The sequence below is a fragment of the Nisaea sp. genome (assembly GCF_017640745.1).
Taxonomy (GTDB): Bacteria; Pseudomonadota; Alphaproteobacteria; order Thalassobaculales; family Thalassobaculaceae; genus Nisaea.
On sequence record NZ_JAEPQA010000017.1, the window covers coordinates 70,015 to 84,116 of the forward strand.

The following is a 14,102-nucleotide window of genomic DNA, read 5'->3' on the forward strand; positions in this document are numbered from 1 at the left end:
CGGATAAGGGAATGACCTCAGGTAAGGAGGCAGCAAACAAACCCCTGTCCGGAGACGGCAAACATGACCAAGGTCCTTGTGCTCTACTATTCCTCCTACGGCCATATCGAAACCCTGGCCGGCGCGATCGCCAAAGGCGCCGGGTCCGTCGACAAGGTCGAGGTCACGGTGAAGCGGGTTCCGGAGCTGATGCCGGAAGAGGTCGCAAAGAATGCGGGCGTCAAGCTCGATCAGGACGCGCCGATCGCGGAGCCTTCAGAGCTTGCCGACTATGACGCGATCATCTTCGGCACCCCGACCCGGTTCGGCAACATGGCCGCCCAGATGCGGAACTTCCTCGATCAGACCGGCGGCCTCTGGGCCAAGGGCGCGCTGATCGGCAAGGTCGCCAGCGTCTTTACGTCGACCGGCACTGGCGCCGGTATGGAAGCGACCATTCTCTCCACCCTGCCGACCCTGGTGCATCACGGCATGATCTTCGTCGGCGTGCCCTACAGCGAGCAGGCCCTCACCGAGATCGGCGAAGTGCGCGGCGGCTCCCCCTACGGCGCCGGCACCATCGCCGGCCCGGACGGCAGCCGCACGCCGAGCGAGATCGAGCTGCGGATCGCCGAGAGCCAGGGCCGTCACGTTGCGACCATCGCGGCGAAGCTGAAGGCTGCTGAAGTGGCCGGCGCGGTGGCGCACGCGGCTTAGAACAACTCTCCGGATCGTCATCCCGGCACAGGCCGGGACCCAGAGGATCATAAAACTCTGCCCGTCATCCCTGGGTCCCGATCTCCGTCGGGATGACGAACAGAGTGTCAAAAAACGGTCGTCATTCCCGCGAACGCGGGGACCCAGGGAACGAGGTCGCTACCCTACGATCCCTGGGTCCTCATTTGCATGGGATGACGACTTTTTTGCTTCAGAGAGCCGGCGCTTGCAGCCCGCTATGCCGATTTTGTCACTCTAAGAGTTATGGGGCTTCGACGTCTCTACTACGCAACAGGAATTCTCAAAAAGTCGATCTAATTCAGTGAGTTGGTGTCATTCTGTAGCGAGGTTCAGAACTTGCTAAAAACAGCACAAGATATTGGTCCCCTCAATAATTAGCCTCTATATATGCCAAAAACCATCGCCAATCGTAACACTAAGTGTTGCAGTTTATGCTGAAATATGAAATCTTCTTGAACGGCCGATTCGTCGCGGTCAACGGTTGAGCTGGATTTAACTTGGATTGCCGGATTTTGGTTGACGAATCCGATGGAGCATCTGGGTTAGGCCGTTCACTAACTAGGGGGTTGTAATGGCAACGATAACGGGCACCGATTGGGTTTCATCGTACGTTTTTGGGGGGTCCCGTGCGTACATTTGCAACGTTGGATTTTTGGCGATCTCAAAAACGCCTCGGACTATCGGAACATGATCTATGGCATGCGATCGAGCATTGCGAAGAGTGCCGGTTTGACGCCTCCTTCGGTGGTGGCGTTTACAAGGTACGCATAGCGCGGCCCGATCAAGGTAAGTCCCGAGGTTATCGCGCGATAGTAATTGTGCCCTCGAAAGAGAGGGTCGTGCTTTTCAGGCTTTACGCGAAAAAGAAGAAAGCCAGCTTGAAACCGGACGAAGTCCGGGCGGCTAAAAGATTCGCGAAGCTAATTGCAGGCTTTTCTGACGATAATCTCGACATAGCCGTGCGAAACGGCAACTTGATTGAGATTGAAGGTAAGAATGCCGAAGGCCTACAACAGCAAGGTCATGGCGACGATCCATGAAACAGTGTCCGGTTTTTATGAATCTGGGCTGTTGGATAAACGCACTCTGCGTGAATTTGACGAAATTTGCCTAACTCCAATAAGAGAGTTCTCTGCTTCGGAAATTCGAGCTATTCGAGAAAACGAACTAGCAAGCCAAGCCGTTTTTGCGCGCTACCTAAACGTTTCGAAGAATCTGATTAGTCAATGGGAACGAGGAGAGAAGAAGCCCAGTGGGGCATCTCTCAAGTTGCTTACTTTGGTTGCGAAAAACGGACTTTCTTCCATCGCGTAGGCGTCGCCGATCATATCCCGTGATAGCGCTTGTACCAGTCGACGAATTTCGGGATCCCCACCTCGATCGGCGTTGACGGCGCATAGCCGAGGTCCTTCGCCGCCGGGTCGATATTGGCGTAGGTCGCGTAGACGTCGCCCGGCTGCATCGGCTGCATGTCCATGATCGCCGAAACACCGCAGGCTTGCTCGATCACCCGGATATAGTCCAGCAGCTTCACGGGCGTGTTGTTGCCGAGATTATAGACCATGTGCGGACAGGCCCCGTCTTCGCCCGACGGCGGGTTGTCGAGCGCCGCGACAACGCCTTTCGCGATGTCGTCGATATAGGTGAAGTCCCGCATCATGTCGCCGTTGTTGAAGACCCGGATCGGCCGGCCTTCGAGGATCGCGCTGGTGAAGAGCCAGGGCGACATGTCGGGCCGCCCCCACGGCCCGTAGACGGTGAAGAAGCGCAGCCCCGTCGACGGCACGCGGTAGAGATGGGCGTAGGAATAGCTCAGGAGCTCGTTCGCCTTCTTGGTCGCGCCGTAGAAGGAGACCGGGCTGTCGGTCTTCTGTTCGGTGCTGAAGGGCATCTCCTTGTTGGCCCCGTAAACCGAGGAGGAGGAAGCGTAGACAAAGCTCCTGCAGCCACCCGGCCGGCCCATCAGGCCGCGCACGAATTCCAGCATGTTGGCATGGCCGACCAGGTTCGAGCGCACATAGTCGCCCGGATGGTCGATCGAATAGCGTACCCCGGCCTGCGCGGCGAGATGCACCACCCGGTCGATATCGGGATAGCGCTCCGTCAGTCCCATGACCGCCGCGTCGTCGGCGATCTCCAGCTCTTCGAAGGTAAAGCCGTTGCGGCCTTCCAGAGTTTTCAGACGCGCATGCTTCAGGGCCGGGTCGTAATAGCTGTTCAGGTTGTCGATCCCGACGACGCGCTCGCCCCGCGCCAGCAGGATCTCCGCCACATGCATGCCGATGAAACCCGCGGCGCCGGTGAGCAGTACCGTCATGAACCTCTTCCGGATCGGTGAAGGACCTTAGTTTTCCGGGATTTCTTATGCCGGAACGAATCCGGGGCGCCAAGCATGCGAAACGGATATTTCACATTTGCGTCTCGCGGGCGGCCTCCCGGCATTTCGTTTCGCGCTCTCCCCGATTAACGAAAAACTGCGTCGTTCTGTCGCGCGGCTTTGTCGATTTCTTGCGTTTTTCGAACCCGCTCCCGGCGCCGATTGCCGCACCCCGGCGGAGGGCATACCTTAATTGCAAATGAAACAATGGGAGCGTCCGGAGAAACCGGCGCCCGCAGCCACCGGGGAGAGACCATGACGGCACTCAAGACCGTCGCGCTCGACGACAAATACGCCCTCGACCGGGGCAGGGTCTACATGACCGGCATCCAGGCCCTGGTGCGCCTGCCGATGGCGCAGCGCCAGCGCGATACCGCGGCTGGTCTCAACACCGCCTGTTTCATTTCCGGATACCGTGGCTCGCCGCTCGGCACCTATGACCTGCAGCTCTGGCGCGCCCGCGAGTTCGTCAAGAAGAACCACATTCATTTCCAGCCGGGCGTGAACGAAGACCTCGCCGCCACCGCGGTTTGGGGCAGTCAGCAGACCGAACTCTATCCCGGCGCCAAATACGATGGCGTCTTCTCCATCTGGTATGGCAAGGGGCCGGGCGTCGACCGTTCCGGCGACGCTTTCAAGCACGCCAATTTCTGCGGCACCTCGAAGCATGGCGGCGTGCTGGCGATTGCCGGCGACGACCATGTCGCCAAATCCTCCACCATTCCGCACCAGAGCGAATACGCCTTCATGGATGCCTGCATTCCGATGCTTCATCCGGCCGGCGTACAGGACGTGCTCGATTACGGTCTCTACGGCTTCGCCATGTCCCGCTTCAGCGGGTGCTGGGCGGGGCTGAAGGCGACGGCGGAGAATATGGACAGCTCCGCCTCGATCGAGATCGACCCGATGGCGCTCGAGATCCTTACCCCCGGGGATTTCGCGATGCCGGAGGGCGGGCTGAATGTACGCTGGCCGGACCCCTGGCTTGAGCAGGAGGCGCGGCTGCACGATTTCAAGCTGCCCGCCGTGCTCGCCTTTGCCCGTGCCAACCGTCTCGACAAGGTGATGCTCGGCAGCGCGAAGCCCAGGATCGGCATCGTCACTGTCGGCAAATCCTATCTCGACGTGCGCCAGGCGCTGGACGATCTCGGCATCTCCGACAGGGAAGCTGAAGAACTCGGGCTCGCCGTCTACAAGGTCGCGATGCCCTGGCCGCTGGAGCCGGAAGGGCTGAAGGAATTCGCCGCCGGCCTCGAGGAACTGATCGTCATTGAGGAGAAGCGGCCGCTGATCGAGGATCAGGCAAAGGCGATCCTCTACGAACTGAACGGCCGCGGCCCGAAGATCGTCGGCAAGAAGGACGAGACCGGCGCCACAATCATGCCGACGAACGGCGAGCTTTCGGCGAGCCGGATCGCCCGCATCCTCGGCGCGCGCCTGCTCAAGCTGCAGGATCACCCGCGCCTGAAGGAACGGCTCGCCTTCCTCGAAAGCCACGCGCAGTCGAAGATCCCCGAGGTGACCGACTTCCAGCGCATTCCCTATTTCTGCTCCGGCTGCCCGCACAACACCTCGACCAGACTGCCGGACGGGAGCCTCTCCTTTGCCGGGATCGGCTGCCACTTCCTCGCGAGCTGGATGCCCGAGCGCGAGACCAAGACCTTCACCCAGATGGGGGCCGAAGGCACGCCCTGGATCGGCATGGCGCCCTTTACCGAGCACAAGCACATGTTCGTCAATCTCGGCGACGGCACCTACACCCATTCCGGCCTGCTGGCGATCCGCGCCGCGGTCGCCGCGAAGGTGAACATCACCTACAAGATCCTCTACAACGACGCCGTCGCGATGACCGGCGGCCAGCCGGCGGAAGGTGCCTTTTCGGTCTTGGAGATCGCCAAGCAGGTCGCGGCCGAACGGGTCGCGGCGCTGCGCATCGTCACCGACGAGCCGGAGAAATATCCGCTCGGCACTGACTGGCCGGACTTCGCCACCCTGCACCACCGCGACGAACTCGACGCGGTGCAGAAGGAGCTGCGCGACACCGAGGGCGTCACCATCATTCTCTACGACCAGACCTGCGCCACCGAAAAGCGCCGGCGGCGCAAGCGCGGGCTGATGCCGGAGCCGGCGAAAAGGCTCTACATCAACCAGCAGGTCTGCGAGGGCTGCGGCGATTGCGGCGTGCAGTCGAACTGTGTCTCGCTGACCCCGGTCGAGACCGAGTTCGGCCGCAAGCGCGCGATCGACCAGAGCACCTGCAACAAGGACTATTCCTGCGTGAAGGGCTTCTGCCCGAGCTTCGTCAACGTGATCGGCGGCAAGGTCAGGAAGAAGACCGGCGACCGTCCGGCGGCGCAGCGCAGCGAGATCTTCCCGGTCCTGCCCGAGCCCGCGCATCCGAAGCTGGACAAGCCCTACGACATCATTGTCACCGGCATCGGCGGCACCGGCGTGGTGACCATCGGCGCCCTCCTCGGCATGGCGGCGCATCTGGAGGACAAGGGCGTCACCGTGCTCGACCAGATCGGCCTTGCGCAGAAGAACGGCTCGGTCATCACCCATGTCCGCATTGCCGGCAAGCCGGAGGAGCTGCACGCGGTCCGCATCGCCGACGGCGGCGCCGACCTGATGCTCGCCTGCGACATGATCACGGCGGCGGGCAAGGAAGGCCTCTCCAAGGTCAGCCTCGGCGACACCACGGCGATCGTGAATACGCAGGCGACCATGAACGGCGCCTTCACCCAGAAGCCGGACCTGCAGTTCCCGGCCGAAGCGGTGAAATCGGCGCTGAAGAAGGCCTGCGGCGAGAACTCGACGCATTTCCTCGACGCCAACCGCATCGCCACGGCCCTCCTTGGCGACAGCATCGCCTCCAATCTTTTCGTGCTCGGCTATGCCTACCAGCTCGGCCTGATCCCGCTCTCCGCCGACGCCATCGAGCGCGCGGTGGAGCTGAACGGCGTCGCCGTCGAGTTCAACAAGAAAGCCTTCCTCTGGGGCCGCCGCGCCGCGCACGACCTCGCCGCCGTGGAGAAGGCCGCCGCCCCGGTTACCGAGCCGCCAAAGCATCTCGACCTCTCGAAGAGCGTCGACGAGGGGATCGAGCGCCGGGTCGCGGAACTGACCGCCTACCAGAACGCCGCCTATGCCGCGCGCTACAAGGGGCTGGTGGAGAAGATCCGCGAGGCCGAGCAGAAGGCGCTGCCGGGCAAAGAAAGCCTCACAGAGGCGGTCGCCCGCTATGCCTACAAGCTGATGGCCTACAAGGACGAGTACGAGGTCGCGCGGCTCTATACCGATCCCGCCTTCCGCCAGCAGCTCGACGAGCAGTTCGAGGGCGACTTCAAGCTCGAGGTCAATCTCGCCCCGCCGCTGCTGGCGCAGCGCGATCCGGAAACGGGACACCTGAAGAAGCGCGCCTACGGCCCCTGGATCTTCGGCGCGTTCAGGCTGCTCACTGCCCTCAAGGGGCTGCGCGGCAGCGCCCTCGATCCTTTCGGGAAGACCGAGGAACGGAAGACCGAGCGCCGCCTGATCGAGGAGTATTTCGCGGACATGGACGCGGTCGCGTCTGCGCTCTCGGCGGACAATCACGCCGCCGCCGTCGCGCTGGCCAGGGTGCCGGAACATATCCGCGGCTACGGCCATGTGAAGGAACGACACCTGAAGGACGCCGCCCGCCGGCGCGCCGAGGCGCTGGAGGCCTTCCGCCACCCGGAGCCGAGCCGGAGTGCCGCCGAATAGCGGGACTTGCAACCGGGGGCGCCGCGCCCATTTCTTATCGATGGTTCGCGGATTGAAACGGCTGCAGCGCCTCACCCTCTTCTGCCTCGCGCTGATATTGCTGCTCGGGCTCCCGCTTGCGGCGAGCGCCGTAAACCGGCTGACGGAGGGACCGACGCACTGGAGCCAGGCACGCCGCGATTCTTCCGGACTCGCGCCTAAACCCGAAGAGACGCCAGAAGCGGTGGTGCAGGTCTATGCCGGCCGTGCCTGGAGCTGGCGCGGGATCTTCGGCGTCCACACCTGGTTCGCGGTGAAGCCGCCCAACGCTTCGGAATATACCCGGCTCGAGGTGATGGGCTGGCAGCTCCGCTACGGCTCAACCGCAGTCCGGGTACGGAACGGTACGCCGGACGGCTACTGGTTCGGCTCCGAACCCGAACTGCTGGCGGAAGTGCGCGGCGAGGATGCCGAGATCCTCATCCCCCGCATCCTCGCCGCCGCCGAGAGCTATCCCCATGCGGACGAGTACCGGATCTGGCCCGGCCCCAACAGCAACACCTTCACCGCCCATATCGCCCGCGAGGTCCCCGAGCTCAGCCTCGACCTGCCGCCGACCGCGATCGGCAAGGATTTCATTCCGGAGGGCGGGGTCTTTGCGAAGACGCCAAGCGGGACGGGATTCCAGATCTCACTGCTGGGACTGGCAGGCGTGATGCTGGCGGTTGAGGAAGGGATCGAGGTCAACGTGCTCGGGCTGACGATCGGTGTCGATGTGACGAAGCCTGCGCTGAAGCTCCCGGGTGTCGGCCGGGTCGGAATGTCGAACTGATAATTTCCTGGCCCTGCTAACGGTTGTGATCCCTATGGAAATGGGGACCCCGGGAAGACGAACTGAGCTCTTCGAATGGGGCTCCACCTCCCTGCGGTTTGGGGGACCACGATCGTATTTGAAAAAAAAGGGGGGGGGGAAGAGAGCGAACTCTCACCCGGCGTAGGTCGAACCCTCCTCGTCGAGGATCGCTTTCAGCTCGGAGAGATGAAGGTCGGCCTGGCCCGGATAATCCTCCAGCTCCTGCGCGGTCTTCTCTGCGATATCGTCCGGCATCACGCGCAGTTCCATGCCCGTCTGCAGGGCGCGGATATAGGTCTCCGCCGCGCGCTCGAAATAATAGAGCCGGTTGAAGGTATCCGCGACGCTGTCGCCGATGACGAGGATGCCGTGATTGCCCATCACCATGACCTTGACCTTCGGGTCGGTCAGCATTGCGGCGCAACGCTCGCCCTCTTCCTCGAAGGCGAGGCCGCCATACTGTTCGTCGATCACCATGCGGTTGTAGAAGGTGGCGCAGTTCTGGTCGATCGGCGGCAGGCGGCTGTCCTTCAGGCTCGCCAGCACGGTGGCATGGATCGAATGCACATGCATGACGCAGCGCGCATGGGGGCAGCGCCGGTGGACCGAGCCGTGCAGGCCCCAGGCGGTCGGGTCCGGCGCGCCGGGGCGGGTCAGGGTCTCCGGATCGTTGGCGTCCAGTTCCAGCAGGTCCGAGGCCTTGATGCGGGCGAAATGCATCTGGTTCGGGTTCATCAGGAAACGGGTGCCGTCCTCGTTCACGGCCAGCGAGAAATGGTTCGCCACGCCCTCATGCATGTCGAGCCGCGCCGTCCAGCGGAAGGCGGCGGCGAGGTCCACGCGCTCCTGCCAGTGGGCGAGATTGGTCTTGCGCGCGAGGGCGACGGGGCTGGTCATGGGAACTCTCCCGGCGGGTGGAAATCTGCGGCTCAGCGTGACGCCGGCGCGCGTGTTTCGCCACTGCAAAAATGCGGATGCTGCGATTAGCTGGGGTTATGAAAACATCAAAGCCGTCATCCCGGCCGTAGAGCCGGGACCTTTGTGAGCCTGGGGTTCGATGAGGTCCCGGATCAAGTCCGGGATGACGACCATTTTCCAATTTTCAGTCGGAAAACCGCGCCCCGATCTCTATCAGCCAGGCGAGCATGCGTTCCGTCGCGGCATCTCCCGCGCGGTCATGCGCGCTCACGGCATAGAAGGCGCTTTGCGGGTGAAGCGGAGCGGCGACCGGCGTGACGAGCCGTCCTTCCGCCTCGTAGCCGCCGGTGATCGAGCGCCAGCCAAGGGCGAGACCGCGCCCGGCGAGGGCCGCCTGCGTCGCCTGCACATAGTTCGAGAAACGGAGCTGCACCGGATTGGCCGGGCGGCCGAGGCCGAGAGCCGCCAGATAGTCCGTCCAGCCGAGCCAGCGCGGATCGCGGGTCTCGACATGTATCAGCGGCGCGATGGGCAGGCTTTCCGGCGTCAGCGCGAGGGAAGCGGCGAGGGCGGGGGTGCAGACCGGCTCGATGCGCTCCTCGAAGAGATGTGTGACCCGTCCGTCGCTCCAGTCCCCGTCGCCGAAGCGGATGGCGATGTCGATATCTCCGGCGATCGCGGGCGCGCCGCTCTCCGAGGTGATGACGTTAACCTGGATGTCGCCGTGGGCCGCGTAGAAGCTCTCGAGATGCGGCATCAGCCAGTGCGTCGCGACGCCGACCGAACAGGCGACGGTCACGGCGGAGCCGTTGCGGGTGACCCGGCGGCGGATCTCCTCGACCGCGCCGGAGATCCGCGCCAGCCCGTCCTCGGTCGCGCGCAGCAGGATCTCGCCCTCCGGCGTCAGCGAGGCGGGCCGCGTCTCCCGGTTGATCAGACGGGCACCGATATGCTCCTCGAGCTGCTTCAGGGACTGGCTCACCGCCGGCTGGGAGACGTTCAGAGCCGCCGCGGCGACGCGCAGATTGTCGGACCGGCAGACGGTCTCGAACACGCCGAAGAGGCGGAGCGGCGGCAGGTGATGCGGCATTCGATAAATCCATCTTATCGAAGCTTGTGATTTTCGAGGCTTCTCACGAGGCCGGGCGAGGTTCAAGTTTTTCATGGAAAACAGGGGGTTGCGTGTCGATGGTCAGCCAGTTTCTGGTCTGATTTCGACATCTCCTCGCGGATATCTCCTTATGAAGCGGCCTCGCCGCGGAAAGGATCGGAAATGCAGGCGCGCAAGGACGGCGTGGTCACGCTCGGGGAGCAGGGGCTCGATCTCGGTTTTCCGGACGGCAGCAGCGGCTATTTCAACTATTTCTGGCTCCGGGACAATTGCCCGACCTCCTTCGACCCGGTGACCCGCGAGCGAAGCTACGATCTCTTCGCCGAGCCGGAAGCGCCGGTCGCCGCCGAGGCCGGTCTCGACGGCGATGCGCTGGACGTGCTCTGGCGCTCCGGCCATCGCAGCCGTTACCCGCTCGACTTTCTCGCCTCTTACCGGAGCGGCAAGCCGCGTCCGGACGTGGCGCATCTTCCGCGCCGCGCCTGGTACGCCGACCATTACAAGGACATGCCGCGCTTCTCGCTTACGGAGCTGAAGACGGATGCGGCGAAGCGCCGTGACTGGCTCGAGGCGATCCTGGTCGAGGGCGTCGCGCTGGTAACCGGTCTGCCGGACACGCCGGAGGCGCTGGAGGAGACGGCCTCGCTCGCCGGTCATGTGCGCCCGAGCTTCTTCGGCAAGGTGTTCGAGGTTTATACCCACATCAACCCGACCAACACGGCTTACACCTCGGCCGCACTGGAACTGCACACGGACCTGCCGTCGGAGGATTTTGCGCCAGGCGTGCAGTACCTGCATTGCCGCGCCAACTCGGTCGAGGGCGGCAACAGCATCTTCGTCGACGCGGTGGCGGTGGCGGAGGAGTTCCGCCGCGATTATCCGGAGGATTTCGCCCTGCTCGCGGAAACCGAAGTACCGTTCTATTGCGAGCACGACAGTTTTGACATGCGGGCGCGCCAGCGGGTGATCGAACTCGATCGCGAGGGCGAGGTCGAGGGCGTCACGATCAGTCAGCACATCGCCGACGTGTTCGACCTGCCGCAGAGCGTCCTCGACCGCTACTACCCGGCCTTCTTCCGCTTCGGCCGGGCGCTGCGCGATCCGAAATACGTCATGCGCTTCCGCCTCAATGCGGGCGAATGCATCTGTTTCGACAATCACCGCGTGGTGCATGGCCGCGAGGCCTATACGGCGAGCAGCGGCGAGCGCCATCTGCGCGGCTGCTATACCGATCGCGGCGAGTTCCGAAGCGCCTACAGGGTGCTGAGCGGCGGCAGCCGGTTCGCGGGCTAGCCGTTCGAAGCGCACTTTCCCATAGCAGTCCTGTAGGCGATCCGGGATATCCGGCCTCCATTCCCGTCTCCCGGAACCAGATCCCAGTGTTTTTATCATACTTAGGGTTGCGTCGACGGATTGCCGTATTGGCATAGAATATCTATGGCATGCGACAATGCGCGCATTGCCTTATTCCCATATAGTCAATATTGGATTACAGTGTGTCAGGTTCCGGATGCAGGAGGCTGCGGAATTTTTCCTATGGATTTCGAGCTGTTGCCAGGTGTGAGTACAGCACGGCGCAGAAAATCCCGAACTGACCCTCTCAATTTTTGATAGAATATAGATGGGATAAAGCAATGATTTTTACTTATCCCCCTTTCGAGGGTCGTTCGGCTCAGGATTATCATTTGCACGTTTCAATAGAAAATTCTCCACATTCAGTTCCTTCCCGCACAGACAGTAAGGCGCGTACGGTCATGACCCGAGCTGCAACCGTGCTTTTCATCGATCCGTCGGTTCCCAATCCGGAACTGCTCGTCGCGGGGCTGGACCCGGAGACGACGGTCCACCGGCTTACGGGTAAGGGCGATGCTCTGGCGGAGATCGCGTCCGTTGCATCAGGGCTGGCGCCGGTCGGCCGCATCGCAATCCTTGCTCATGGCGAGCCGGGCGCGATTTCGCTGTCGGGGCGGACGATCGACCGGTCTGCTCTCGCCGGCTCGGCCGATGATCTCGCGCGTCTCCGGTCCGCACTTTCTCGCGATGCCGATGTCGTCCTGATGTCCTGCTCCACCGGCGCGGGCCTCCAGGGACTGGCCTTTGTCGACGGCCTCGAGGCCGGGCTCGGCGTACCTGTGCATGCGTCGCAAACCGATCTCGGTGGCGATGCCGGCTGGGACGGGCTCGCGCGCGCCGCGACGATCTTCGCCCCGACGGCGCTCGCCTCTTATTCGGCGCGGCTGGCTGTCCACGTTGGTCTTCCCTCCGATGAACTCATCACGGGCAGCAACTCCGACGATTCGCTCGACGGCGCCGGCGGCAACGACACGATCAGCGGCCTCGGCGGCAACGACACGATCTCCGGCGGTGCCGACGACGACGAGATCTCGGCGGGCTCCGGAAACGACATCATCTACGGCGGTGACGGCAACGACACGATCAGCGGCCTCGGCGGCAACGACATACTTTACGGCAACGCAGGCGACGATCTCATCGGCGGCGGCAACGCGAACGAAGTCGTCTATGGCGGCACCGGAAACGACGCGATTTACGTTCAGGGCGGCAACGACCTGATCTATGGCGGCGATGGAAACGACACCATCTCGACCGGGGATGGCGGCGACACGATCTATGGCGAAGCCGGCGATGACAGCATCATCCTCGCCGGAAGCGCCGAGGTCGATGGCGGCGTCGGGAACGACAGGATCTTCGGCTCGCTCGGTTCCGACACGATCAATGGCGGCGACGGCGACGATTCCATCACCGGCGGCGGCAGCCTCGATTTCATTCGCGGCGGGGCCGGCAACGATACCCTCCTCGGTGGCGCGTCGTCGGATAACCTGACCGGAGAGGCCGGAAACGACATTCTCTCCGGCGGCGACGGCACCGACGCATTGTTCGGCGGGGACGGCAATGACAGCTATGTCGGGACCGTCGCCGAAATCAACGGTGACACGATCAGCGGCCTTGCCGCCGGCGATGTCATTCAGATTACGGGCGACACGAGCTACGCGACCAGCCTGCATGCCTCAAGCATCGGCAGCACCCTGACCGTCGGCAGCAGCACGATCACCCTGACCAGTCCCGGAACCGGCCTCTACCTCTCGGGGGCGGCCTCGGGCGGCAACTCCATTATGACGGTGACAAATACGGATCCCAACGCCTCCTCGGGATCGGTAAACTCTTCCTCGGGCGACAGCGGCCTTCCGAAGTCGAACCAGACGGCGGCGGACGTTGCCGGAACCGCGTCCAGCTTCACGCTGGCGAACACTTCCGGCAGCCCCGCGACCGGCACGCTGGTCTCGGGTACCGGCAACGGCAACACGGTGACGGCAACCCTGCCGAGCGGCGTCTCCCTGATCAACAGCGGAACCGCCTCCGCGGTCGCAGGAAGTTCGGCCGGCACGACCCTGACGCAGCAGATCCAGGCCACGGAACAGTCCGTGAGCGCGCAAAACTTCCTGTCGGGGCACGGTCAGACCTTCACCAGCCAGATGGGCGGCACCCTGCTGGACGTACGGACGATTTCCTTTTCCGGCGGAAGCTCCGGGGCGACCGTCCAGCTGACGGGGCAGTCCGGAAGCGGTGGCGAGGCTTTCGTGATCGACACTTCGGGTTTTCCGGGCGGTTGCACTCTGCAGCTCGACAATATCGAGTTCGCGGCGATCGTGGGCAATGCGACAGTGAATGGCGGCGCGGGCCGGAATTACGTGGTCGGCGACGATGCGGCGCAGTTCATTTCTCTTGGCGCCGAGGACGACACGCTCGCGGGCGGCGCCGGGAACGATACCGTCGGCTCTTCCTGGGGCGAGGACATCGTCTACGGCAACCAGGGTGCGGACCTGGTGTTCGGCGGCGGCGGCCTCGACACGCTCTATGGCGGGCAGGGCGCGGATACGGTCCGCGGCGACAACGACAACGACGTGGTCTACGGCAACAAAGGCAATGACACCCTGTCCGGCGGCGGGAACGAGGACCTGCTCTTTGGCGGCCAGGACAATGACATTATCTACGGCAATGCCGGCAACGACAGTCTCCACGGCAATCTGGGCAACGACGCGCTCTATGGCGGTCAAGGCAATGACCTGGTGTATGGACAGTCAGGAGACGACTATCTCGCCGGCAATGCCGGCGACGACACGCTTTCCGGCGGGGCCGGCGCGGACACGTTCGTCTTCAGCTTCGGCGGCGGCAACGAGACGGTCAGCGACTTCGCTGCGGGAACGGACACGCTGGCTCTGGAGGCCGGGCTCGGCGTCAGTGGCGGCGTGGAGACCGGCGGCAATACTGTCGTCACCTTCTCGGACGGCGGCACGGTGACCCTGATCGGTGTCAACAAGACCGATGTCGCCGCCGCGACCGGCTGGGATCTCGGCTAGAACGCGTTCCGGTTAGAGAGATTGGCG

Annotated in this window: 10 protein-coding genes; 7 read left to right on the forward strand and 3 right to left on the reverse strand. The window is 63.3% G+C overall.

Annotation, left to right across the window (positions count from 1 at the left end; all coding sequences use genetic code 11):
* The first annotated feature begins 63 nt into the window (after positions 1-63).
* The 3 genes from wrbA (at position 64) to JJ959_RS13210 (ending at position 2,031) form a co-directional block, all read left to right on the forward strand.
* Positions 64-696, forward strand: a complete 633-nt coding sequence (gene wrbA / locus JJ959_RS13200; RefSeq protein WP_292884280.1) for an NAD(P)H:quinone oxidoreductase — start codon at positions 64-66, stop codon at positions 694-696.
* Positions 697-1,343: 647 nt separating this feature from the next.
* A complete protein-coding gene (locus JJ959_RS13205) occupies positions 1,344-1,757 on the forward strand; it encodes a type II toxin-antitoxin system RelE/ParE family toxin (protein ID WP_292884282.1) in 414 nt (137 codons plus the stop codon).
* Positions 1,714-2,031 carry a DNA-binding transcriptional regulator gene (locus tag JJ959_RS13210; RefSeq protein ID WP_292884284.1) on the forward strand — a complete coding sequence of 106 codons (318 nt, stop codon included), beginning with the start codon at positions 1,714-1,716 and terminating at the stop codon, positions 2,029-2,031. Before JJ959_RS13205 ends, JJ959_RS13210 begins: the two co-directional genes overlap by 44 nt.
* Before the next feature lie 10 nt (positions 2,032-2,041).
* Here JJ959_RS13210 and JJ959_RS13215 read toward each other — a convergent pair whose 3' ends face one another.
* Positions 2,042-3,034, reverse strand: a complete 993-nt coding sequence (locus JJ959_RS13215) for an NAD-dependent epimerase/dehydratase family protein (protein WP_292884286.1) — start codon at positions 3,032-3,034, stop codon at positions 2,042-2,044.
* Positions 3,035-3,349: 315 nt separating this feature from the next.
* Here JJ959_RS13215 and JJ959_RS13220 point away from each other — a divergent pair, with 315 nt between their 5' ends.
* Together JJ959_RS13220 and JJ959_RS13225 are read left to right on the forward strand one after the other, a co-directional pair.
* Positions 3,350-6,838 (forward strand): indolepyruvate ferredoxin oxidoreductase family protein, encoded by a 3,489-nt coding sequence (locus JJ959_RS13220; RefSeq protein ID WP_292884288.1) that lies wholly within the window; start codon positions 3,350-3,352, stop codon positions 6,836-6,838.
* Between the two features lie 52 nt (positions 6,839-6,890).
* Entirely contained in the window at positions 6,891-7,649 is a 759-nt protein-coding gene (locus tag JJ959_RS13225; protein WP_292884290.1) for a DUF3750 domain-containing protein, read from the forward strand.
* 153 nt (positions 7,650-7,802) lie between these two features.
* On the opposite strand, the gene JJ959_RS13230 is transcribed toward JJ959_RS13225, so the two are convergent.
* Entirely contained in the window at positions 7,803-8,567 is a 765-nt protein-coding gene (locus JJ959_RS13230) for a class II aldolase and adducin N-terminal domain-containing protein (protein WP_292884292.1), read from the reverse strand.
* Positions 8,568-8,772: 205 nt separating this feature from the next.
* Positions 8,773-9,678 carry a LysR substrate-binding domain-containing protein gene (locus JJ959_RS13235; RefSeq protein ID WP_292884293.1) on the reverse strand — a complete coding sequence of 302 codons (906 nt, stop codon included), beginning with the start codon at positions 9,676-9,678 and terminating at the stop codon, positions 8,773-8,775.
* A gap of 183 nt (positions 9,679-9,861) precedes the next feature.
* Here JJ959_RS13235 and JJ959_RS13240 point away from each other — a divergent pair, with 183 nt between their 5' ends.
* Together JJ959_RS13240 and JJ959_RS13245 are read left to right on the forward strand one after the other, a co-directional pair.
* Positions 9,862-10,992 carry a TauD/TfdA family dioxygenase gene (locus tag JJ959_RS13240; RefSeq protein ID WP_292884295.1) on the forward strand — a complete coding sequence of 377 codons (1,131 nt, stop codon included), beginning with the start codon at positions 9,862-9,864 and terminating at the stop codon, positions 10,990-10,992.
* A 461-nt stretch (positions 10,993-11,453) separates the two neighbouring features.
* Positions 11,454-14,075: a DUF4347 domain-containing protein gene (locus JJ959_RS13245; RefSeq protein ID WP_292884297.1), complete on the forward strand. Its 2,622-nt coding sequence runs from the start codon at positions 11,454-11,456 to the stop codon at positions 14,073-14,075.
* Positions 14,076-14,102 lie beyond the last annotated feature (27 nt).